This window comes from uncultured Bacteroides sp. (genome assembly GCF_902472605.1).
In the GTDB taxonomy this organism is placed as follows: Bacteria; Bacteroidota; Bacteroidia; order Bacteroidales; family Bacteroidaceae; genus Phocaeicola.
The window spans coordinates 1-23,878 of sequence record NZ_CABROP010000019.1; the positions used below are offsets into that span (position 1 = coordinate 1).

Consider the following 23,878-nt stretch of genomic DNA (forward strand, 5'->3'; position numbering starts at 1 on the left):
AGCATTAGCCTTCCAAGCTGAGGGTCGCGGGTTTGAGTCCCGTCTTCCGCTCTTCGAGAGATTGTCTTTCAAAAAGACAATCTTTTTTTATACCATTTTCTCGCATCACACAAAATGACTGAAAAGCAGCTTTCGCCCACTTTCCAGCCATTCTTATTCTTTGCGATACAAACGAAAACGTTTATTGGACACCCTTTCTGACTCTTCTCAGGATATCCTGCATCTTAAACACCACCTCCGGATATTCAACGGCTACATTCTGCTGCTCGTGGGCATCATCCACCAACTTATACAACTGAGGCGCTGTATTGTTACCCGATTCAATTTCCGGCACCCAAGGCACTCCCACTGGTCCGTCGCTCGGCTCAATGTATTTCCAGTCCTTCGTGCGCACCGACAAGGTGTGGTTGTACGATTGTTCCATCACCCATTCTCTGCCCTTCGTGTCCTTTCCCAGCAAGGTATTCAGGTAATCGCCGCTGTCCGGTGCACTTCCCTTGGGAAGCACAGCCCCCACGAGTTGTCCCAACGACTTCATGATATCAATCTGCGAAACCAATGCGTCGGATGTGCCCGCTTTCCGGATTTCGGCAGGCCATGACACGATGAACGGAATTCTGGTTCCCCCTTCAAACGCACTGTACTTATTTCCTCTCAACCCGCCGGTAGGCGAATGACCGTTCAAGCGTTCAGCCGCCTGGTCGTCATAGCCGTCGTCGCACACTGGACCGTTGTCACTGGTCAGGATAATCAGCGTATTCTCACGCAGGCGCAGCTCCTCCAGGCAAGCCAACAACTGGCCCACGCTCCAGTCGAACTGCGCAATGGCATCCCCTCTCAGGCCCATCACATTCTTTCCCCTGAACCGCTCGTGCGGGAAACGCGGCACATGCACGTCGTTCGTAGCAAAATACATGAAAAAGGGCTCCTGGCTGTGCTGACGGATAAAGTCAATGGCATGCGCCGTAATGGAATCGGCGATATTCTCGTCCTTCCACAAGGCCTTTCCCCCTCCTTTCATATATCCGATACGCCCAATCCCATTGACAATAGCCTGATTATGCCCGTGCGTCGGCTGTAAATTATACATCAATTCCGGATGGTCTGCTCCCACAGGCTCTCCCGCAAAAGGCTTCTTGTAACTTACCTCTATCGGATGAGCCGGGTCGTAATTCGCCACCTTCCCGTTTTCGATGAACACGCAAGGCACGCGGTCGGCCGTAGCCGCCATGATATACGAATAATCAAAGCCCAAGTCGCCCGGATGAGAAGGCAGCGGTGCGTTCCAGTCCTGCTCGCCGGTCTCACTTCCCAAGCCTAAATGCCACTTGCCGATAACGGAAGTCACGTACCCTGAATTTTTAAACACATCCGCCAGCGTATAACGCCCCGGGTCGATAATCATGCCGGCATTTCCTGCCGCCACATCAGTACCCGGTTTCCGCCAGGCATATTCCCCTGTGAGCAGAGAATACCGCGACGGGGTACTCGTGGATGCCACCGCATAGGCATTCGTAAACTGAATACCGTGCTGAGCCAGACTGTTCACGGCCGGCGTGTGGATGTTCTTGGCCCGATAGCACTCCAAATCTCCATAGCCGAGGTCATCCGCACAGATAATAATCACATTAGGACGGGAAGGGTCGTCTCTGTCTGCCGCCAGTAGATGAGCCGGAGCCAGCAAAGGCAGACATGCACTTGCATACAAAAACTTTTCTTTCATGGTTTCCTTAAAAAAGATGCAAAGCCGTAGGAGAGAAATCTCTGAAACGACTTTGCATCCGAATCTATTCAAAATCTATTTCTAAAGCCTCAGGAGTTCTTGCGGAAGGGTGGTTTCACTACCTGTGCCTTCAGCTTCCGCCCCCGGTTGTCCAGGTAAATTTCCGTACCTGGTTTGGCGTATTCAATCTTGACATATCCCATGCCGATACCGATTTTCCGTGTCGGCGACATGGTACCGGAAGTCACGTGTCCGATGGTTTCGCCGGCTTCGTTCAGCAAGGCATATCCATGACGAGGAATGCCGCGGTCAATCATCTCAAAGCCTACCAGTTTTCGGCTCACGCCTTCTGCTTTCTGCTTTTCCAATGCAGCACGATTCGTGAAGTTCTTACCCTCCACAAACTTCGTAATCCATCCCAGTCCGGCTTCCAGCGGAGAAGTCTCATCGGTAATATCGTTTCCATACAAGCAGAAGCCCATTTCCAGACGCAAAGTATCACGGGCCCCCAGACCAATCGGTTTGATACCGAATTCTTTTCCGGCCTCGAAGATGGCATCCCATACTTTCATGGCTACTTCCGGATAGAAGTACAATTCAAAACCTCCGGCGCCGGTGTATCCCGTATTCGAAATAATCACATTCGGCACTCCGGCAAACTCACCCACCTTGAATGTATAATAAGGAATCGACTTCAGGTCCACCGGAGTCAGCTTCTGAAGGGTGTCACATGCCTTAGGTCCTTGTATGGCCAGCTGTGCGATACGGTCGGACGAATTTTCCAGCTCTGCCCCCACCTTGTTGTGAGACACGCACCAGTTCCAGTCTTTTTCAATATTGGCCGCATTGACCACCAGCATGTATTTCTCGGGTTCGTAATTATACACCAGCAAATCATCAACAATTCCTCCCGTTTCATTGGGGAAGCAAGTGTACTGCACCTTGCCCGGAGTAAGCACCGCCGCGTTGTTGGAAGTCACTTCCTGAATAAATTCCAGGGCATGAGGCCCTTTCACCCAGAATTCTCCCATGTGCGACACATCAAATACCCCCACTGACTGGCAAACCGTCATGTGTTCATCAATGATTCCAGAGTATTCAATCGGCATGTTATAACCCGCAAATTCATGCATTTTGGCACCGAGTGCAATATGTTTCTCGGTAAATGGAGTTGTTTTCATAAGGTATATTTTAAGGTTGATGTACAAAGTTGCAGACCTGCCGAAACAAGTCTGCAACTTTCATAATGATTTAACGATATCTTTTGGCTGTCAGCTCGGCAATCTTCACGACCACCATCATAGCCTTCTCGATAGACTGGATAGGCACGAACTCATAACGTCCGTGGAAGTTCAGCCCGCCGGCAAAGATATTCGGACAAGGAAGTCCCTTGAACGAAAGCTGTGCCCCGTCTGTACCGCCGCGGATAGCTCTCACCTTCGGAGTGACACCGGCTTCCTGCATGGCCGCAAAGGCGATGTCGATGATGTGCATCAACGGCTCTACCTGCTGACGCATGTTATAATACTGGTCTTTCAGTTCCACACTCACCGTACCCTCTCCGTATTTCTGGTTCAGCTGGGCCGCATAGTCCAGCAAAGCCTGCTTGCGCGCTTCAAACTTCTCCCGGTCATGGTCACGGACAATGTAAGACAATACCGTATGCTCCACTTCACCTTCCATTCCAATCAGGTGATAGAAACCTTCGTATCCTTCGGTGGTACCCGGAGTCTCATTGGCAGGAAGCAAGGAAGCATATTCCGTAGCCACCAGCAAAGAATTGATCATCTTGTTCTTGGCATATCCCGGATGCACGTTGCGTCCTTTCACTACCACCTTGGCCGCTGCGGCATTGAAGTTCTCGAACTCCAGTTCACCCACTTCACCGCCGTCCATCGTGTAGGCCCATTTCGCCCCGAATTTCTCCACATCAAATTTGTGGGCTCCCAGGCCGATTTCTTCATCCGGATTAAAGCCCACGCGGATATCTCCGTGCTCGATTTCCGGATGAGCCTTCAGGTAAGCCACGGCCCCTACGATTTCCGCAATACCGGCCTTATCGTCGGCACCTAACAAGGTATGACCATCGGTCACAATCAAATCCTCGCCTACATGATCCAGCAGTTCCGGAAAATTCTTGGGCGACAAAATGATATGCTCTTCCGCACACAACGGGATATCCTTTCCGTCGTATTTCTCCACAATACGCGGCTTCACATTTGCTCCGCTCATGTCGGGACTGGTGTCCATGTGGGAAATAAAACCGATGACCGGCACCTCATGGTCCACGTTCGAAGGTAATGTGGCAAACAAATAACCGTTTTCATCGAGCGAAATATCTTTCAGGCCCAGTTTTTCCAGTTCTTCCTTCAGATAACGGGCAAACACCATCTGTTTCGCCGTACTTGGCGTCACGCCGGTCGATTCGTCCGACTGTGTATCAAAAGTCACATACTTCAAAAAACGTTCAATTACTGTCATATCAATTTTACTGTTTACGATTTCTTGTTTGACGTAAAAGTACAAAAATACCCTGAGAATGACCAAACGACTTACCATTTTTTATTAGAACGCAAGAATGATTTACTTTGAAGCTCAAAAATGCTATCACTTTTAAGTTAAAAAAGAGAGGGCAATCCATAATCTCTTAAAACAATACCAAAAAGATTCAGGCCTTTTTTTGTAATTTTGCCGCATGAAAAAATACTTACTGATTTGCATTTACTTCCTGTTTGCTATAATGGGGAATGCACAAGAGTCTTTGCAAGATACCGTGGCTGCCAAACCGCTGACCGCCAAAGAGCTCAAGAAAAAAAAGAAAGCCGAACGTAACTTTCACTATAATATATTGGGAGGGCCCAGCTATACTCCCGATTTCGGACTGTTAGTGGGTGGAAGTGCCCTGATGACATTTCGGATGAATCCCAAAGACACTACCATGCGGCGTTCGGTCATACCGGCCGCCCTGGCTTTCATGTTCAACGGGGGACTGAACCTGGTGGTCAAACCACAACTTTTCTTCAAGAACGACCGCTTCCGTATCTTCGGACAGTTTTCGTTCAAAAATACCCGTGAAAATTTCTATGGCGTGGGCTACAGCACCAACAAGAACTATGTACGAAGCGACTCTACCAGCCAGTACCGCTACAGCGGCATCCAGATTAATCCCTGGTTCCTGTTCCGACTGGGCGAAAGCAACTTTTTTGCCGGCCCGCAGATTGACATCACCTACGACCACATCATGGATCCTGCCAAGTACCTGGTGGAACAACCTGACTACAAACGGGCAGGAGGTACTGCCGACGGCTACAAGGACTTCAGTTCGGGTATCGGCTTCCTGCTGACCTATGATACGCGCGACGTACCGGCCAATCCCTACAAAGGACTGTATTTCGACCTGCGGGGACTGATGTACGAAAAGTTCCTGGGGAGCAATAACAGCTTCTATCGTCTGGAACTGGACTACCGGCAATACAAGCTGGTGGGCAAGCGGAAAGTGCTGGCTTGGACCGTACAGAGCAAACATTCCTTCGGACACAACCTGCCCCTGAACAAATACGTACTGAGCGGTACGCCATTCGACCTGCGAGGCTATTACATGGGACAATACCGTGACAAGTCGTCGCACGTGGCACTGGCCGAATACCGACAGATGTTCAACACCGACCAAAGCAACTGGATCAAGAAGGTCATCAACCGATTAGGTTTCGTAGCGTGGGGCGGATGCGGCTTCATGGGCCCGACGCCCGGAAAGATTGAAGGGGTACTTCCGAATGCCGGACTGGGCCTCCGCATCGAGGTACAGCCACGTATGAACGTACGTCTGGATTTAGGACGTGACTTCACCAACCGTCAGAACCTGTTTTATTTCAACATGACCGAGGCGTTCTGAAAAACGCCCCGGCAAATTTCCCCTTGTATATCAGCACTTTCTCTGTTCCACACTGTGGGATACAAAAACCACACTGTGAAATACATATCCCGCAGTGTGGGATACATATTTCACAGTGTGGTACAGAGAATTCTCCGATACATTTTCGGGTATATACCGGGGAGTTTCCCATTTATCTTGCCCGCAGCCTCCGAAACGGTTTGTCAGAAGCAGCTGGAGCCGTCGAAACAGTGAGTGCAGACCTTGCACTTCGGCAGTCCGATAGCTTCAATCAAGATTTCCAGTGTATTGAATTTCAGTGAAGTCAGTCCGAAACGGGCCCGAATACGTTCCACCAGTTCCTTGTATTCCGGTGAATCGGTGGTGGCATACTTGTCGAGCTTGGCATTTTCGTCTCCTTCAATTTCCTTGATGATGCGGCGCGTGATCAGTTCCATGTCGCTCTTGGAAGAAGTGAAACCGATGAATGGACAACCGTAAATCAGCGGCGGACAGGCAATACGCATGTGCACCTCCTTGGCACCGTAATCGTAGAGTACGTTCACATTGTCACGCAGCTGGGTGCCGCGCACGATGGAGTCGTCGCAGAACAGCAGACGCTTTCCCTGAAGCATGGTCCGGTTGGGAATCAGCTTCATCTTGGCCACCAGCGAGCGCATGCTTTGGTTGCTCGGCGTGAAACTACGGGGCCAGGTAGGAGTATATTTGGCGATAGCCCGGTGATAAGGCACTCCTTTTCCTTCCGCATACCCCAATGCCATTCCTACACCCGAGTCAGGAATGCCACACACGCAGTCCACTTCGGAATCATCGTGCTGTCCCATCTTGTAGCCACTCATGAAACGTACTTCTTCCACATTTTTTCCTTCATAGCAGGAAACCGGGAAACCGTAGTACACCCAAAGGAACGAACAAATCTGCATCTTCTCGTTCGGCTGGCGGAGTTGTTCGATTCCGTCGGCACGCATGCGCAGAATCTCACCCGGTCCCACATAGCGGTCAATCTCAAAATCCAGGTTCGGCAAGCTGCTCGACTCGCTGGTAGCCGCGTATGCCCCGTTCTTCCGGCCGATGACAATCGGCGTGCGACCCCATTTGTCACGGGCCACGATAATCCCATCTTCCGTCAGAATCAACATGGAACACGAACCTTTGATTTTTTGGAACACATTCTCAATGCCTTCCACGAAATCTTTTCCCTGCACAATGAGCAAGGCCACCAGTTCTGTAGGGTTGGTCTTTCCCATACTCATTTCAGAGAAATGCATATTGCAGTCCAGCAGTTCCTTCACCAGCTGGTCGATATTGTTGATTTTTGCAACCGTGACAATGGCAAAACGCCCCAAATGCGAATTGATCATGATAGGCTGAGGATCTGTATCACTGATGACTCCTATCCCCGACTTGCCTTTGAACTTAGGAAGTTCATCTTCGAACTTTGTTCGAAAATAAGTACTTTCCAAATTATGAATTGAACGTATGAACCCTTCGCCTTCGGCGTATGTCGCCATACCGGCGCGTTTCGTACCTAAATGTGAATTGTAGTCCGTACCGTAAAATAAATCGGTCACGCATTCAGCCTTAGAGACTGTTCCGAAAAAACCTCCCATGCTTATAAGTTTTGATAGTTATTAGGTTTGTAGTCATTTTCCGGATACAAAAATAGGCAAAAAAAATTTTTTTTCACGGGCTGTGAACATTTTTCGCCTTCCGATTGTTTTCATAAAAAATAACTCCTTTATTGAATCTCCCTTCTTCCAAAGGGAAAAGAAGCCATATATTACCTACAAAAGGCTTACTAAACTAACTTTATGTACAAAAAAGCCACCGAAACAACACCGGTGGCTTTTCTTTTTCCCCTCAGTACAGACATAAAAAAAGTCGGACAAAACTGTCCAACTTTCCTGAGCCTCTTGTCGGATTCGAACCAACGACCCCGAGATTACAAATCACGTGCTCTGGCCAACTGAGCTAAAGAGGCAATAACTATGTTTTATTTTCGAGCCTCTTGTCGGATTCGAACCAACGACCCCGAGATTACAAATCACGTGCTCTGGCCAACTGAGCTAAAGAGGCGGGTGGGTAAGCTTACCATATCGCGCCGCTACAACCAACTACCTTTGCTGCGATCAAGCCCTGGAGGATTCGAAGGGAGCTGGCCGTATGGGACTTACCCGTATTCAATATGTCATCGAGTATCACGCGGAAGGCGTATTTCTCGATTGCGGGTGCAAAGGTAGGCAAATTTTCTGAATATACAATACCTGTGCAAAAAAAATTGGCCAAAATGGGAAAGATTCATGATTTTTCAATCTTTTCTATACCACAGCTCACCGAAAAAGACTACTTTTGTAACCACTAACAAACTTGACGATATGACAGCAGAAAGACCAACTACCCTACAGGAATACGCCATGCGGTTCGGAACTTACATGGGATTGTTCTGGATTTTCAAATTCATTTTCCTTCCCATCGGATTTACCATTCCGCTGCTCCAGCTGCTCTTTATCCTGATGACGATTTTCGTTCCTGTACTGGGCTTCATCTATGCCCGCCGTTACCGTAACCAGTACCATGAAGGCTATCTCTCCTTCACCCAGGCTTTCGGTTTCTGCTTTCTGATGTATCTCTTCGCCTCTATCCTGACCGCATTGGCTCACTATGTATATTTCCGCTTCATTGATCAGGGATACCTGCTGAACACATATCTGAGCCAGTTGGATAATATAAAGGACAGCGTGAGCGGCGACATGAAGGTTTCCGTGGAACAGCTTATCAGCAGCTTCGAGGTGATTTCTTCATTCACCCCCTTGCAAATGACTTTCCAACTGCTTTCACAGAATTTCTTTTACGGAATCCTGCTGTCTATTCCGACGGCGCTGCTGGTCATGAGAAAAAAGAATTAATCGCTTAGAAATAAAAATATGGATATATCTGTAGTCGTACCTCTCTATAATGAAGAGGAATCCTTACCTGAATTGTATGCCTGGATTGAGCGCGTGATGTACGCCCACCACTTTACCTACGAAGTCATTTTCGTGAACGATGGCAGTACGGACCACTCCTGGCAGGTCATCGAAGAACTCAGCCGGAAGTCGAAAGAAGTGAAAGGCATCAAGTTCCGCCGAAATTATGGCAAATCGCCGGCCCTGTACTGCGGATTCGAAAAGGCTGAAGGCGACGTGGTCATCACCATGGATGCGGACTTGCAGGACAGCCCAGACGAAATTCCGGAACTGTACCGCATGATTACAGAAGAAGGATACGACCTGGTTTCAGGTTGGAAGCAGAAACGCTACGACCCACTGTCGAAGACCATTCCAACCAAGCTGTTCAACGCTACGGCACGCGCCGTTTCGGGCATACACAACCTGCACGATTTCAACTGCGGACTGAAGGCCTACCGCAAGGATGTGGTGAAAAACATCGAAGTGTATGGCGAAATGCACCGGTATATCCCTTACTTGGCCAAAAATGCCGGATTCACCCGCATCGGTGAAAAGATTGTACACCACCAAGCCCGCAAATACGGAAAGACCAAGTTCGGACTGAACCGCTTTGTGAACGGCTATCTGGACCTGCTGTCGCTCTGGTTCCTCTCTACTTTTGGCGTGAAACCTATGCACATCTTCGGATTCTTGGGTTCCATCATGTTCCTGTTAGGATTCATCGCCGTCATTGTGGTAGGAGCCAACAAGCTGTACGACATGTACTGCGGCAATCCTTACCGTCTGGTGACCGAAAGCCCCTATTTCTACCTGGCACTGACTACCATGATTTTAGGCACCCAACTTTTCCTGGCCGGGTTCATCGGTGAACTGATTGCACGCAATTCACCGGAAAGAAACAAATACCAAATTGAGAAAGAACTTTGATGATGAAGAAACTACCGATTGTATGCAGCCTGCTTTTGTTGGCAGCCTTCTCCTTCTTCCCGGCCTGCGAAGTGGAGAACTGTCCGCCCAATGCCTTGGCGTATGCACAGTTTAATTTCGTTGACCAAAATGGAAGATCGGTGGAATACACTGACACGCTGACCGTAATCGGGCAGCTACAGACGGCCGATACCCTTATCTATGACACGCTGATTAACAAATCGACCAAAACGAGTACCCTCAGCCTGCCACTCAGCTACGGAGATCAGACCCGCTTCATCTTCCAATACGGTAACCGGCAGCGGGACATCATTACGGTCAATCACCGCAACATTCCTTATTTCATCAACTTGGACTGCGGCACCATGATGTTCTACGAGATAACCAGTGCGGAAACGACTACCCGCATGCTCGATTCACTCGTCATCACCAATCCGAACATAGACAATTATGAGAAAGAGAATTTCAAGATATATTTCACGGTTACTGCTGCTAATGAGTAGCCTCCTTCTCTGTGGCTCCCTGTGGGCACAGCGGCCGGGAGCCCACAAGGCACAGCCGGTACAGATACAGAAGGAAGAAGCGAAAAAAACAGAACCGACGGAAAACATACCTCTTTATCAGGGAATGAGCATCGGAGTGGAAATTGCCGGAATCGGAAGCTACCTGTTAGGAAGTGACATTCTGAACAGTGAGGTAGCCCTACAGGCCAACCTGAAAAACCGCTTCCTCCCCGTGGTGGAAGTGGGATACGGAAAAGCGGATGCCCTCAACGATGCCAACAACCTGCACTACAAGACCTCTGCCCCCTATTTCCGAATAGGAATGGATTACAACGTGTTTTACAAGAAAACACACTTGCCGGGCTATCTGTACGTAGGACTACGCTATGGCATGACCTCGTTCAGCTACGATGTGGACGGCCCATCCATGACTGACCCGAACTATGGAGGAGAAATCTCCTACCCTTTCTCTTATTCCGGCTTGAAGAGCAATGCCAGCTGGCTGGAAGGCGTGCTCGGACTCAAGGTGAAAATCTACAAAGGTTTTTGCATGGGTTGGAGCGTGAGATACAAAATGAGGATGAGCATCAAGAATCATGAAAATTCCGTTCCATGGTACGTGCCCGGATTCGGAAAGAATGCCAGCAGCAGTTTCAACCTGACGTATAATCTCATTTACAACTTGCCCTTCTGATTTACATGAACTTACTTGAAACCATTCTGTTGTCGGTCAGTCTGGCCATTGACTGCTTTACGGTATCCGTCACCAGCGGCATCATCTTGCATCGCATCCGCTGGGGGACTTTTCTGAGAATGGCCTTTTTCTTCGGACTTTTCCAGGCTTTGATGCCTTTCATCGGATGGCTGGGCGCCAGCCGCTTCCAACACCTCATCGAGGACTACGACCATTGGATTGCATTCGGTCTGCTGGCCTTTTTAGGTATCCGGATGATACGGGCACAGTTCAAGGAAGAAGAAACAGCCTCGTTCAACCCCACCAGCCTGAAGGTAACACTGGCACTGGCAGTGGCTACCAGCATCGACGCCTTGGCCATCGGTATTTCCTTCGCCTTTGCGGGACTCAAGCAGATAGAGGATCTGACCCTGCCGCTGACCAGCATCGGACTGGCTTCTTTCATTCTTTCACTGGTGGGAAGCCTCATCGGAGTGTTCTTCGGCAAACGCTTCCACCTGCGGGTAGAACTTTTCGGAGGACTGGTACTGATTGGTATCGGCGTGAAGATTTTAATAGAACATTTATTCCTACAATAACTCATGAGCAAAAACAATTTGAAATGGCAGCTGCCGTTCCTCGTCATCCTTATCGTCGGAACGGTGCTGATTCTGAGAAAGCAAGCGCCTTACCAGACCGACGAAGGCCTGGTGTTCGGCACCGTGTATAAAATCACTTACCAGTCGTCGGAAAACTTGAAAAACGAGATTGAAAAAGAACTGCAGAAGGTGGATAACTCCCTGTCACCGTTCAACAAACAGTCGGTCATCACACGTATCAACCAGAATACCGACCTGCATACCGACAGCATGTTCGTCTATGTGTTCAATCTGGCCAAGGAGGTTTCTCATGATACCGGAAAAGCATACGACGTGACCGTGGCCCCGTTAGTCAATGTCTGGGGATTTGGATTCAAACACTCCCAGTTTCCGGATTCACTGACCGTCGACAGCTTGCGTCAGTTTGTGGGCATCGACAAAATCCACCTCAATGCAGACGGTGAAGTAGTCAAGTCCGACCCACGCATGATGCTCGACTTCAGCTCCATTGCCAAAGGGTTCGGCGTAGATTGCGTGGCCCGTCTGTTCGACCGGAAAGGTATCAAGAACTACATGATTGACATTGGCGGCGAACTGGTCATGAAAGGACAGAATGCCAAGATGGAGACCTGGCGCATCGGAGTCAACAAACCGATTGACGACTCTTTATCAGTCAACCAGGAACTGCAAACCATACTGGAAATTACCGATGCCGGTATGGCCACTTCGGGCAATTACCGCAACTTCTACTACAAGGATGGAAAGAAATATGCGCATACCATCGACCCACGGACGGGCTATCCGGTGCAGCACAACATTCTTTCTTCTACCGTCATTGCCAAGAACTGTGCCACTGCCGATGCCTACGCCACCGCCTTTATGGTATTGGGACTGGATTCGGCCAAAGCGGTCTGTGATTCTCATCCGGAACTGGATGCCTATTTCATCTATACGGACAAGAACGGAAAACTGCAAACCTATTCTACAGCAGGCATGAAGAAATACATGCGGAATTAAAAAAGACCTTATACAAGGTCAGACATAAAAATGCCGGAACATACCTCCTCGTATGCCCCGGCATTTTCTATTTTATCAGGATACTCTCTTCGGGCTATCCTAACACATTTCCCAAGTAAAGGAAGAACATACCAATCAGCACCAAAATCAAATCGACCACCTTGCTCTTCAGGTTCTTCTCACGGAAGATCATGGCTCCAAACAGGAAGGACACAATCACACTTCCCCGTCGTACCATGGACACGATGGAAATCATGGCTCCATCCATTCCCAAGGCATAGAAGTACACAAAATCCGCAGCCGACAGGAACACGGAAATCAGGATGATGCACCAGTCCCAGTGGAAAGGTGTGCTGCTTTTCCGTTTGGGCCACCACAAAAACATCAGCACTCCGCCCATGAGGAAAAGCTGATAGACATTGTACCAAGCCTGTACCACCATGTTACTGAACCGCCCCATCAGGTACTTGTCGTACAATCCGCTTACGGCTCCTAACACTGCTGCCAGCACCACGAACCAAATCCACTTGTCGTGCTTGAAGTCAATGCCTTCCTTCTTTCCCGAACGGCTCAGCATAAAGAACGAGATAATCGCCATCAGTACGCCAATCCACTGATACACATTCAGGCGCTCGCCAAATATCAGCAAAGCCCCCACCAGAGTCATGACCGGACGGGTGGCATTGATCGGTCCTACAATAGTCAAGGGCAAATGTTTCATGCCGAAATACCCGAACGTCCACGAAGAAAGGACGATAAACGATTTCAGCAGGATGAATTTATGCACTTCCCAACCTGCATCCGGTACATAGAAAAGCGTATCTTTCAAGGTTTCCGGATGAAAGTGCGAAATCAAAATAAACGGCAAGAAAATCAGACTGGAAAAAAGCGTATTCAGTCCCAGCACCGGGAGTACCGCATTGTTCGACAATGATTTTTTCTTGAAGACATCATAAAATCCCAGCAACGCCGCTGAGCAAAAAGCCAGTAATAACCACATGTTTTCTTTACATTAATTCGAATTACAGCCTGTAAAATTAGACAATAAAGCCGTGACTGACAAGTTTCTCCCGCAGAACCTTCCACTCTTTCTTTCCCCGCAAGTACTGCGAATGGCTTCATCCATCCTTTTTCTGCTGCTCCGGCCGTCGCTCTGGGAATGAGATTCGAAACCGCGTCAGTCCATCCGGATAAGTCCGTAACGAGAAAGTACACTCCTGCCGCGTCAACACTTCGCGAATGAAAATCAGCCCGATGCCCTGTCCGTGAGGCTTGGTCGAAAAGAAGGGGCTGAACAGCTTTGTCTCCACTTCCTTGGAGATACCTTTTCCGGTATCGGTTATTTCCAGCATCACCGGCGATGCGGAGGTACGAATATAGATATCTCCCTCCTGTCCAATACTTTCGGCCGCATTCTTGATGATGTTCACCATCACCTGCTCGAATAACACCGTATCCATCCAGACCTTCGGATTCTCAGGACACAGCTCATTGTGCAACCCAATCTTTCGTTCCCGGCAAACCGTCTCCATAAACCGCTGGCAAGACAGTACCCGGTCGTTCAGCCGTACCTGCTCCAGGCGAGGTTCCGGAATTTTCACCACATTGGCAAAATTGGTGATAAACTGACTCATGCCTAAACAACGCTCCACACAAACCTTCATCACTTCCCGCAAATCTTCCGTATCCTCTTCCAAGGTTTCCAATGCCTCTCCCACTGTTTCCAACGTGGAAGTAATGCCTGCCGTGGTATTATTCACTTCGTGGGCAATCATCCGAATCACTTTTTCATAGGCCTTTTTCTCCGCCTTCACCACCTCGGTCGTCAAACTTTCTATCAAGATAAACGGGTGAGCAAATCCCTGATCAACAAATGACAGCCGGGAGCAACGATAGATTTTGGCATCACTCAGACGAATGGTATCGGTGGTATCTTTCGGCAAACGGGCCACTTCTTCGGCCAGCGGGGTGTTCAGTTCCTGCAACTGCTTTCCTATCAGTTCTTCGGGCGAGGCATAGCCCAAGAACTTCAAAGCTGCCGCATTCAGCATCGAAATCTGTCCGTCGAACGTCAGAATCACCACTCCCATGGGGGACACGTTAATCAGCAAATCCAGAAAGTGATTCTGTTCCCGCAAGCGCAGCCGTTCATTCTTCAGCTGCCCCATCATTCGGTTGAACATCTCCACAATACGGTCGGCTTCTGCCTGCCCCACCGGAGCAAGGCGACTGCTGAAATCCTGTTCACGCAGCAAATCCATTCCACTGGCAATGCTATGAAGCGGTTTTACCACCTTCCAATAAAAATAAAACAAGACAACCAGACAGAAAGAAATCACGCCCTCTCCCACATACAAAAGCGGACTCTTTGTGCTCAAGGTAAACGACAGCAAGATGCCCCACGCCAATACCAGCAGTCCGCCTAATAGAAAAAACAAAGTACGCAGTCTCATAAGCCCTCCCGTCAGTCATTCCACGAAATGCCGTATTTTTCCAGCCGGCGATACAAAGCCGCCCGACTGATGCCCAATGAAAGGGCTGCCTGCGTCAGATTATTGCCATGTGCCTCCAAAGCTTGCAGAATGGTCTGTTTCTCCAATTCCTCCAGCGTCAGTCCCCTCAAAGTGACCGATGATTCCAATGCTCCTGTCGTGGGATGATATTGTGACTGAAAATCTGCCGCAGTCAGACAATCCTTTCCGCATACCAGCAAGGTACGCTCCACCAGATTCTTCAGTTCCCGAATGTTCCCGGGATAAGGCAACCGGCTCAGAAAATCCAGCGCATCGTCCGAGAGGGTTGCCAGCGGCAATCCGTCGGCCTGGCAGCGGCTCTCCACAAAATGAGTGGCCAACAAAGGAATATCCTCCCGCCGTTCACGTAAAGCCGGGAGATGCACTGTAATCAAGTTGATACGGTAAAACAGGTCTTCCCGGAACGTATGTTCACGCACCATCTGCTCCAGATTGACATTGGTGGCACACACCACCCGTACATCGACCTTTCGCGGACGGCTCTCCCCCAACGGTTCAAACGTCTGCTCCTGCAATACCCGCAGCAACTTCACCTGGCACGACAAATCCAATTCACCGATTTCATCCAAGAAAATCGTCCCTTTATCCGCCAGTTCGAAACGTCCTTTCCGGTCGGTCACCGCATCGGTAAACGCCCCTTTCTTGTGCCCGAACATCTCACTCTCGAACAAAGTCTGCGAAATACCTCCTAAATTGACCTTGACAAAAGGCTGGTTCCTGCGCGGACTGTTCAAATGTATCGCCTCTGCAATCAGTTCTTTTCCCGTACCGCTCTCCCCCGTAATCAAGACAGAGGCTCCTGTGCGGGACACCCGCTTCACGGTAGACAGCACCTCTTCCAACGCCTTGCTCTTCCCGATGATATGACTGCGGTCAAAATCTTCTTCCTCCCTTGTGGAAGAGCCGGTTGAATCTTCTTTCGACGTCAGTTCCAGAGCCGTTTCAATGCGTTGCATCAACGCTGCATTGTTCCACGGTTTGGTAATAAAATCGAAAGCTCCGGCCCGCATCCCTTGTACAGCCAACGGAATACTTCCCCACGCGGTCATCAAGATGACCGGCACATCCGGACAGAACAGCTTGACCTGCTTCAACAACACCAGACCTTCTGCCCCATCGGTAGAAAGACTGAAATTCATGTCCATCAGAATCAGCTGTGGAGTTACCGTATGTACCACCTCCATTGCTTCTTTCGGGCCCGGCACAGCCTGTACCTCATATTTCGCCCGTTTAAGCATGAAACTGAGCGACGAACGAATGGCACTATCATCATCTATTATCAATATCATAACACGACAAAAGTAAATATTATTTCACAAAAGAAGGGGGTCAGTGCTTCACTATCTTCTCAAAATCGGCCTCAATGCCCGTTCCTGCCGCAAAATCCCACAAGGTGAGACTGCGCAACTGGTAATAATAATACCAATAATAAAACAACTCATTGATGTGTTTGCGACGTGCCTCATCCTTCTGGCTCTGCGAGTCGTTCAAATCGAGTGTGGAAATCTTACCGACCAGAAAAGTCTCCACATTCGTATGATAGCGTTTACGGGCAATCTGATCGGCCTCATCCGCCAAATGAAGCTGCGTCTGCTGGTTGTTGAACTGCTCTACCAGCACAAACAGATTCTGATTGAAATTCATGGATTCCTGCCGCAGCTTGCTTTCCGTCACTTCCCGGTTGCTCTGCGCCACTTTGACCTGTCCGCGACGTTTGCCCCAGTCCAGAATGGGAATCTTGAACCCAATCTCCACCACTTGGTTGTCTTTTAACCGGCGGTAAGCCGTGTCAAAACGGCGGTCGGTTCCTGTAAATCCGACCTGGGCAAAGAGCGTGATTTCGCGCATATTCCCTTTGGCCTTGGCCACTTCATAATCGGCTTCGAGCTGCCTGCGACGGATATTCTGGGCAAAGGAGTTGTTAGCCAAAGCCTTGGACAACACATCCGCATACTCCAATCGCACCTCGGGCACGGAATCCGGGACCTCCGGTATCAGTTCTTCGTTCTCCCCCAAAGCCAGGAACGAACGCAAGGTAAACATGTGACTCTTCAAGGCACTCTCGTTAGAAGTCAATGAGGAGCGGGCATCCAGCACATTCAATTTCAACTGCAACACATCATTTTCACTGATCTGCCCCATCCGCCGCTTGGCTTTAGCCACCTCATACAATTTCTCTGCATTCTCCAAATTCTGTCTGGCAATGGCTACGTTTTCACGAGCCAGCAGCAGATTGAAAAAATAATTGATGGTGGTCATCGTGACCTCTTCTGTCGCGCTCAGAAAAGCTGCTTTGGCTTCTGCATAACGTACCGGCTCAATCCGGCGGTCCCACTTGGTCTGATTCACCCCAAAAACAGGCTGGTTCAAGGTCAAAGCCAACGGAACCGACATAAAGCGGTTACCCGAACTGCCATCCATCTGCCGCAGAAAATCAAGAGAGGTATTCAACGACAACGTACCTCCCGTGAACCAGATATTCTGGTCGATGGAAAGCTGTCCGTTCATCTGCATGTAGTTGTTCCGCACATAGGTATAAGAACCGTCATTCTGCTGATACGAATTATACCCCTTGTGGTAAGAAGGAAGGGTGGCCGTAAAGTTCACCTCCGGCAACAGTTCCGCACGATAGGTACGATACTCCCAATACGCCGTTTTCAGTTCATTCAAAGCCACAGCCGCATCCACACTCTGTACCCGTGCCAGCATAATGGCCTCATCCAACGTCAACACATGCGTTTTCTCCATCGGCTCTACCGCCCCTCCTTTACAGAAAAGGAAAAAAGAAAATAAAATCCATACACTCCGTTTCATACTCTTCCACTCATTTATCGTATCACATCTGTTCCTCACCTCAATTTTTCCAACCAGCCATCCGCCTTATCCTACCTGACGGCCATCAAAGAAGCGTACGATGCGCGAGGTCTGTTTGGCCTGCTCCTCATTGTGAGTCACCATCACCACCGTACGCCCGTCTTCCTGGTTCAGCTTGTGCAGCAGCTCCATAATTTCCGCTCCCATCTTGGAATCCAAGTTACCGGTCGGTTCGTCGGCCAGCACGATTTCCGGATTTCCCACAATGGCCCGGGCAATGGCCACACGCTGGCATTGTCCTCCGGAAAGCTGCGACGGCATGTGATGCATACGATGACTCAGCCCCACCTTCTGCAACACTTCCTCAGCCCGCTGCCGGCGTTCCTTCGCAGAAACATCGCGATAAAGTAAAGGTACCTCCACATTATCCAGCACATTCAAGGAATTTATCAGGTGGAATGACTGGAACACGAATCCCAAGTTCCGGTTACGGAAAGCAGCCAGTTCCTTGTCTTTCATTCCTCCTATCTTTACTCCTGCAATCTGTATGGTACCGCTGGTAGGCGCATCCAGCAGTCCCATGATGTTCAGCAAAGTAGATTTTCCACATCCGGAAGGTCCCATGATACTGAGGAATTCTCCTTTTTCTACCGTCAGGTTCACATTTTCCAATGCCTGTGTCTCTATCTCATTGGTCCGGTAAATCTTATTGATTCCGGTTAATTCTATCATATTCATACTCATCTTGTTTAAAAGTTTATCATTTTGCTTCGCAGTCAAACAAATCTTTCCACATTCTTTTTATTCATCCCGCAAGGCTTCCGTAGGCGAAATGGCGCTTATCCGACGAGCCGGGATATAAATACCTATCCACACCACTAACAGCAGAATGACGTATACCACCAGCGATATAAGGAAGAAGTGCAGTCCAAAATTGTCCACCCAACTGGGAATCACCGCCGGCATCCAGGAATTTCCCTTATTCAGCCCTTCACTAAACGCATATTGCAGATAAATAAAACAGCCGATGAAAGTAGCCAGCGTAGTCAGTACCGTACCTTCTCCCAAGAGCATCAGACGAATGCGATGCGGTGTCGCTCCATAAGAAAGCATCACGCCTACCTCTTCCCGACGGGTACGAGTCTGCATCCAGAAAGTACCAATCACCCCCAGACAGAGATTGATTAGGAAAAACAGTGCAATGCTCAAGTTACGACGATAAAGCGCCGTAGAATCACTGAATTCACGGGCCGCATTGATTTCATCGTACGACTGCAATTCACGGGCATAAAGATTCCCGGCACGTAGCTGGCGAAGCATCCAAGGGTGGAAATCGTGCAAGAAGCGTTCCATGCTGACTCCCTCTTTCAAACGAATGACCATCCTCATATCGTCCAGATTGGAACGTATATCCGGATTCTGCTGCGGCATGAACACCATCGGTACGGGATGCCAGTCACTCAGATACTTGCATGCTTTCACTGTCCCCTTCACTGCCGTATAAAACGTGTCTGTACCATTCACCTCCCAGTAACGCTGATTCCGGTACGTATGTGTATGAAACATTTCTTCCAGCAAATCTTCCGTCATGATATAATAGTACCCATTGTCCAAATCCGACAGCCGGGCTGCACTCATACTCCCCTCCCCAGATTGGAAACCGTAGGTTTCAAAAAAATGGGTATGAGGTAAAAATTCGATATAGAGAGCCGAATGAACGACCGAATCACCTTCTGCTACAAAGTCGGAAGTTCCACTTCCCATCGCACCCGGATATACAAAAGAAAGTACCGGAGCGGCCTGTTCCACCCCAGGATACTGCCGGGCACGGTCCACTAAATTCAAATACGCCTGCATCAACGAAGCCGAATCGGCCGCTTGCGGCTCATACCCAGGAGCCTCCGGAGGAAGCATAGCCACAGATACCATACACAGGCGGTCTGCATCGTATCCCAACGGAAGATGTCGCTCATAAGTCACTACCATCACGGGATCGAAAATGGCCCAGGAAAGAATGGCCACCAATATCAGTTCAGCCAGCAGCCATCCGTTACGACGGCGACGGCTCCAAAGATTTTTTATAATCAATTTCCACATATCCACTCAGTATTTTTCGGATTATCTTTTTTCATACAATGAATACACAATCGGCTTGCGCAACGACATCCATGCCGGCCACAAAGCGGAGAGCAAATTCAGCACCAGACACAATAAAAAGGCGATAAGAAACACGACCGGAGCAAACAGCATCTCACCTGACACATACAGATTGGCTCCTTCCGGAATATCCATCGGCCAGGAATCAAACAAGATAAAAATCCATTCACGCCCCACATAAAGCATGATCCATGCCACCAGCAAGCCCAGCAGACCTCCCACTAATGTAAGGAAAAAATTCTCCCACATCACCTGCGACAGCAAGGCACTCCGACTGGCTCCAAAAGACTTACGAACACCCATCTCCGGCAAACGACTCTCCATACGACTGGCTATCAGTCCGTTCAGATTCAGTGAAGGCACGAGCAGAAGTACCAGTACCCACAGCGTCAGCCGACCTGCCACCTTCCAAGAGCTGAAACTCGTATCCGCCGGATACTCTTTAAACACACTGAGTGCATGCGAAGTAGGCTGTTCCCACAATTCCATCTGCCACTGCCCTTTATATTGTGCGTTCACTCTTCTGGTCAAGTCCTTGATTTCAGCCCGTAAAGCCTTTGCTTGTGCATTGTCTTTCACTAAAAAAGTCACGTCAAACAGACCACAATAGGGGAAGCTGGAGACAACGGGGTCCTTGTAATTTGATGCAATGGAATAAGGTACATAAACCTGTGCATACGACTGGCGGGTCAAGAAACTCGCTCCACGTACCACCCCACATACGTGATAATTCACATAATCCATGGAAAACGAACGTCCCACCACGCCTTCTGTCGCACCAAACAAACGACGAGCAAGGTCATCGGAAATCACAGCCGTATGAATACCACTTGCCAAATCGGCCTCCGTGAATGGATGCCCCTCCAGAAATTGCAACGCATAGATACGGAAGAAAGCCGGGTCTACCAGTTTCAATGCCGGACGGAAATCCCCGCTCCGATCGGCAGGCTGTACATAATAGTCCATCGCATTGCTGAAACGCGCAGAAACCGCTACCACATTCTTTAGCGGATAAATCCATTCCTGTAAAGCCCGATACGACAAAGCGGACTGATAGGTTCTTGATTCCTGTTCCGATTTGAAACTGACATGAGTCAGATACAACGTGTTTTTCCGATTCTCTTCCGGATAAATAGGGGCCAATTTCACGTAATAAACTACCGCCACTATCACGGTCATGGCAATGGCCAGTCCTGTGCCGACAATGTAGAGCATACTGAACAGACGGTTCTGCTTCAGTAGCGTAAAAGCCTGTGTCAAATAAGTTCTTTGCATTCTCATAAAAATCTCACTCTCATTTTAATCTTGTATATTCCTTGTCATCTATTAATGTTTCAAGCTTACCTTCCGCTTGTTCTGAAAATCCTTCATGTCACTGACTACCACTTGGTCACCCGGCTGGAGCCCGGAAATAACCTCCACGTATTCAAAATTGGAATCTCCCAACTGCACTTTCCGCTGGACCAGTTCATCTTTTCCATCTCGCACAAAAAGTGCATATTCTCCCTTTCCCACATAATAACTGGCATTATCGATTCGCAGTACATCCTCTTTCACGGAATTCATCACATACACATCCACTTTCAGTCCCGAGCGCAACCGGCGATAATGGTCATTGGCCAGCTGTACAATAAAGGAAATCACGCCATTTTTAGATAAAGGCGTCACACTGCTGATTTGTCCTTCCAGTTTTTCATTGCCTATCTTCACAATGGCCCGTCCGCCTGCCACGACCTGGTCTGCATAAGTATCGGCAATTTCGGCTTCCACTTTAAAATGACTCAGGTCTGAAATGACCGCCAGTCGGGTTCCTTCCGTCACCTGTGCCCCCACCTGATCGTTGATATAGGTAAGAATGGCTTTTCGCGGTGACCGTATCTGTGCATCCTCCAAGGTCCGCTTCATTTCCGCCATCTCCTTACGGAAAATCTCATATTCCAGCTCCTTCACTCTCAAATCGGCCGCTTTCACCTGCCGTTCGTTGGCCAGCTGCTGACGAAGCTGTTCCAGTTCCAGCTTTCCCGTCTGGAAATTCAGTTCCGCCTGACGCACCCGGTCAGTCGTACCCGAACCCAGGCTGTCAAGATATTGTTCATTCCGCAACTCCGCCTTCATCCGGTTCAGTTTCATGGCCGACACCTTTACTTTCATCTCCAGATTACTGAGATACGTTTGATTGTTGATTTTCACCTGATCCAGCTGATAACGCTTCATTTGGTCTTCATCCTGTAATTTCTGATAGCCGGTCTCAGTGCTCTGCAAATCCAGTTTCAACAACGGTGTGCCTACCTCCACACTGTCTCCTCCTTTTCCATATACCTCCACAATACGCGAATTAATCGGCGTATTGATGATTTCTTCAAAGGCAGGTACGACCTTACCCGACGCGCTCACACTTACTTCAATCGTTCCCCGGGTCACTTCCGAAAAAACCAGATTGCTTTCTTTCACACTGCTGCGCATCCATGAAAACAGCAGAATCAACACTACCACGCATCCGACTCCGATACCTCCATATTGCATGAGTCTTTTATTGCGCAACCTTTTTCGTACTTCTTTTGATATTTCTCTATCCATATCTTTACCTATCTCATCACGCATTTTTCCAAACAACATCCATGCCAGATTTATAATCCATTGATTCCCAACACTATTCAATTTTTGAAGAGTGTCCGATATCGAACACTCCGTTCGGTTTTAAACACAGACCGTCCGTTTTTTACGAGAAATCCTACCCAACCGTTGCACATTTCGGAAACTCTCTCTACCTTTAAATTTTGAAAGGAAAAGAACGATGAACGAGCAGGTAATACAAAAACTAAAGATACTGACGGAATCCGCCAAATACGATGTGTCGTGCGCTTCCAGTGGTACTTCCCGCAAGAATACCAAAGGAGGGGTGGGAAATACCGTGGGCGGATGGGGCATCTGTCACAGCTTTTCGGAGGACGGACGCTGTATCTCCCTGCTCAAAATCATGCTGACCAACTACTGCATTTACGATTGCGCCTACTGCATCAACCGGGTGAGCAACGACATTCCGCGAGCCACGCTTTCCGTGACGGAACTGGTAGAACTGACCATGGAATTTTATCGCAGAAACTACATCGAGGGACTGTTCCTCAGCTCAGGAGTGGTGCGCAATCCCGACTACACCATGGAGCGTTTGGTCCGAGTGGCCAAAGACTTACGGTTGGTGCACCGTTTCAACGGCTATATCCACCTGAAAAGCATCCCCGGCGCCAGTGAGGAACTGGTACAGGAGGCCGGATTATATGCCGACCGTCTCAGTGTCAACCTGGAAATCCCGACCGAAAAGAATTTAAAGCTGCTGGCCCCGGAGAAAGACCACCAGAGTGTGTATCTCCCCATGAAATACATCCAGCAAGGTATCCTGACGCACCAGGAGGACCGGAAACGTTACCGTCATGTGCCTCGTTTCGCCCCCGGCGGACAAAGCACGCAGATGATTGTCGGGGCCACTCCTGAAACCGACAAGGACATCTTGCGAGTTTCTTCCTCGCTCTATGAACAGCCCACCATGAAACGCGTGTATTATTCAGGCTACATTTCGGTCAACACCTATGACAAGCGCCTGCCGACCTTAAAACAACCGCCTCTGGTCCGGGAGAACCGACTCTATCAGGCCGACTGGCTGCTACGCTTCTACCAGTTCAAGGTGGACGAGATAGTGGACGACCAGACTCCCAACCTGGATTTGGACATCGACCCAAAACTGGCCTGGGCTCTTCGCCATCCGGAGTTTTTCCCCGTGAACATCCAGACCGCCGATTACGAAGCCATCCTGCGTGTGCCAGGCATCGGAGTGAAATCCGCCCGCCTGATTGTGGCTTCCCGCCGCTTCTCACGCATCGGCTTCTATGAACTGAAAAAGATGGGGGCTGTGATGAAAAAGGCCAAATACTTCATCACCTGCAATGAACTGCCCGACAAGACTATCCACGAACTGGGGGCTGCCGGTGTACGGAGACTATTGCTTCCTACTCCCCGTAAAAAGACAGACGAACGGCAGTTGAGTTTTGACTTTGCAGAAACAGAAGAAGCTGCCCCCACACACAAGTGAAAGCAGC

Annotated in this window: 20 protein-coding genes and 2 tRNA genes; 8 read left to right on the plus strand and 14 right to left on the minus strand. The window is 49.2% G+C overall.

Annotation, left to right across the window (positions count from 1 at the left end; translation table 11 throughout):
- Positions 1 to 181: 181 nt before the first annotated feature.
- The 3 genes from RDP42_RS05925 to pepT form a co-directional block, all read right to left on the minus strand.
- On the minus strand, positions 182 to 1,723 hold the full coding sequence (locus RDP42_RS05925; RefSeq protein ID WP_308762945.1) for an arylsulfatase: 1,542 nt from the start codon (positions 1,721 to 1,723) through the stop codon (positions 182 to 184).
- Between the two features lie 89 nt (positions 1,724 to 1,812).
- Entirely contained in the window at positions 1,813 to 2,904 is a 1,092-nt protein-coding gene (gcvT, locus tag RDP42_RS05930; protein ID WP_308762946.1) for a glycine cleavage system aminomethyltransferase GcvT, read from the minus strand.
- 70 nt (positions 2,905 to 2,974) lie between these two features.
- On the minus strand, positions 2,975 to 4,204 hold the full coding sequence (gene pepT, locus RDP42_RS05935) for a peptidase T (RefSeq protein ID WP_303911596.1): 1,230 nt from the start codon (positions 4,202 to 4,204) through the stop codon (positions 2,975 to 2,977).
- Positions 4,205 to 4,418: 214 nt separating this feature from the next.
- On the opposite strand from pepT, the gene RDP42_RS05940 reads away from it, so the two are divergent.
- Entirely contained in the window at positions 4,419 to 5,615 is a 1,197-nt protein-coding gene (locus tag RDP42_RS05940) for a BamA/TamA family outer membrane protein (RefSeq protein ID WP_374046924.1), read from the plus strand.
- A gap of 203 nt (positions 5,616 to 5,818) precedes the next feature.
- Here RDP42_RS05940 and RDP42_RS05945 read toward each other — a convergent pair whose 3' ends face one another.
- From RDP42_RS05945 to RDP42_RS05955, 3 genes are all read right to left on the minus strand, one after another.
- Entirely contained in the window at positions 5,819 to 7,225 is a 1,407-nt protein-coding gene (locus tag RDP42_RS05945; protein ID WP_308762947.1) for an amidophosphoribosyltransferase, read from the minus strand.
- Positions 7,226 to 7,522: 297 nt separating this feature from the next.
- Positions 7,523 to 7,596 (minus strand) — tRNA-Thr (locus RDP42_RS05950).
- Positions 7,597 to 7,617: 21 nt separating this feature from the next.
- Positions 7,618 to 7,691: transfer RNA gene (locus tag RDP42_RS05955), tRNA-Thr, on the minus strand.
- Positions 7,692 to 7,990: 299 nt separating this feature from the next.
- On the opposite strand from RDP42_RS05955, the gene RDP42_RS05960 reads away from it, so the two are divergent.
- The 6 genes from RDP42_RS05960 to RDP42_RS05985 are packed head-to-tail and all read left to right on the plus strand — an operon-like array spanning position 7,991 to position 12,282.
- Complete coding sequence (locus RDP42_RS05960; RefSeq protein WP_303911600.1) at positions 7,991 to 8,521, plus strand: DUF4199 domain-containing protein; 531 nt, start codon at positions 7,991 to 7,993, stop codon at positions 8,519 to 8,521.
- 18 nt (positions 8,522 to 8,539) lie between these two features.
- Positions 8,540 to 9,490 (plus strand): glycosyltransferase family 2 protein, encoded by a 951-nt coding sequence (locus tag RDP42_RS05965; RefSeq protein WP_303911602.1) that lies wholly within the window; start codon positions 8,540 to 8,542, stop codon positions 9,488 to 9,490.
- Positions 9,490 to 9,993 carry a DUF6452 family protein gene (locus RDP42_RS05970; RefSeq protein ID WP_303911604.1) on the plus strand — a complete coding sequence of 168 codons (504 nt, stop codon included), beginning with the start codon at positions 9,490 to 9,492 and terminating at the stop codon, positions 9,991 to 9,993. Before RDP42_RS05965 ends, RDP42_RS05970 begins: the two co-directional genes overlap by 1 nt.
- Positions 9,941 to 10,687: a DUF6048 family protein gene (locus tag RDP42_RS05975; protein ID WP_303911606.1), complete on the plus strand. Its 747-nt coding sequence runs from the start codon at positions 9,941 to 9,943 to the stop codon at positions 10,685 to 10,687. Before RDP42_RS05970 ends, RDP42_RS05975 begins: the two co-directional genes overlap by 53 nt.
- Before the next feature lie 5 nt (positions 10,688 to 10,692).
- Positions 10,693 to 11,265 (plus strand): manganese efflux pump MntP family protein, encoded by a 573-nt coding sequence (locus RDP42_RS05980; RefSeq protein WP_204477473.1) that lies wholly within the window; start codon positions 10,693 to 10,695, stop codon positions 11,263 to 11,265.
- Positions 11,266 to 11,268: 3 nt separating this feature from the next.
- Positions 11,269 to 12,282 carry an FAD:protein FMN transferase gene (locus RDP42_RS05985; protein ID WP_303911610.1) on the plus strand — a complete coding sequence of 338 codons (1,014 nt, stop codon included), beginning with the start codon at positions 11,269 to 11,271 and terminating at the stop codon, positions 12,280 to 12,282.
- Between the two features lie 94 nt (positions 12,283 to 12,376).
- On the opposite strand, the gene RDP42_RS05990 is transcribed toward RDP42_RS05985, so the two are convergent.
- The 8 genes from RDP42_RS05990 to RDP42_RS06025 form a co-directional block, all read right to left on the minus strand.
- Positions 12,377 to 13,282, minus strand: a complete 906-nt coding sequence (locus RDP42_RS05990; RefSeq protein ID WP_308762948.1) for a DMT family transporter — start codon at positions 13,280 to 13,282, stop codon at positions 12,377 to 12,379.
- Between the two features lie 118 nt (positions 13,283 to 13,400).
- Positions 13,401 to 14,735: an ATP-binding protein gene (locus RDP42_RS05995; RefSeq protein WP_308762949.1), complete on the minus strand. Its 1,335-nt coding sequence runs from the start codon at positions 14,733 to 14,735 to the stop codon at positions 13,401 to 13,403.
- An 11-nt stretch (positions 14,736 to 14,746) separates the two neighbouring features.
- Positions 14,747 to 16,105: a sigma-54 dependent transcriptional regulator gene (locus tag RDP42_RS06000; RefSeq protein WP_308762950.1), complete on the minus strand. Its 1,359-nt coding sequence runs from the start codon at positions 16,103 to 16,105 to the stop codon at positions 14,747 to 14,749.
- 40 nt (positions 16,106 to 16,145) lie between these two features.
- Positions 16,146 to 17,630 carry a TolC family protein gene (locus RDP42_RS06005; RefSeq protein ID WP_374046925.1) on the minus strand — a complete coding sequence of 495 codons (1,485 nt, stop codon included), beginning with the start codon at positions 17,628 to 17,630 and terminating at the stop codon, positions 16,146 to 16,148.
- Between the two features lie 66 nt (positions 17,631 to 17,696).
- Complete coding sequence (locus tag RDP42_RS06010; RefSeq protein ID WP_308762978.1) at positions 17,697 to 18,362, minus strand: ABC transporter ATP-binding protein; 666 nt, start codon at positions 18,360 to 18,362, stop codon at positions 17,697 to 17,699.
- Positions 18,363 to 18,431: 69 nt separating this feature from the next.
- Positions 18,432 to 19,727 carry an ABC transporter permease gene (locus tag RDP42_RS06015; RefSeq protein ID WP_308762951.1) on the minus strand — a complete coding sequence of 432 codons (1,296 nt, stop codon included), beginning with the start codon at positions 19,725 to 19,727 and terminating at the stop codon, positions 18,432 to 18,434.
- Between the two features lie 21 nt (positions 19,728 to 19,748).
- Positions 19,749 to 21,062, minus strand: a complete 1,314-nt coding sequence (locus tag RDP42_RS06020; protein ID WP_308762979.1) for an ABC transporter permease — start codon at positions 21,060 to 21,062, stop codon at positions 19,749 to 19,751.
- A gap of 51 nt (positions 21,063 to 21,113) precedes the next feature.
- Positions 21,114 to 22,364 carry an HlyD family efflux transporter periplasmic adaptor subunit gene (locus RDP42_RS06025; protein WP_308762952.1) on the minus strand — a complete coding sequence of 417 codons (1,251 nt, stop codon included), beginning with the start codon at positions 22,362 to 22,364 and terminating at the stop codon, positions 21,114 to 21,116.
- A gap of 217 nt (positions 22,365 to 22,581) precedes the next feature.
- Between RDP42_RS06025 and RDP42_RS06030 the strand changes: the two genes are divergently transcribed.
- A complete protein-coding gene (locus RDP42_RS06030; protein ID WP_308762953.1) occupies positions 22,582 to 23,871 on the plus strand; it encodes a putative DNA modification/repair radical SAM protein in 1,290 nt (429 codons plus the stop codon).
- Positions 23,872 to 23,878: the final 7 nt, after the last annotated feature.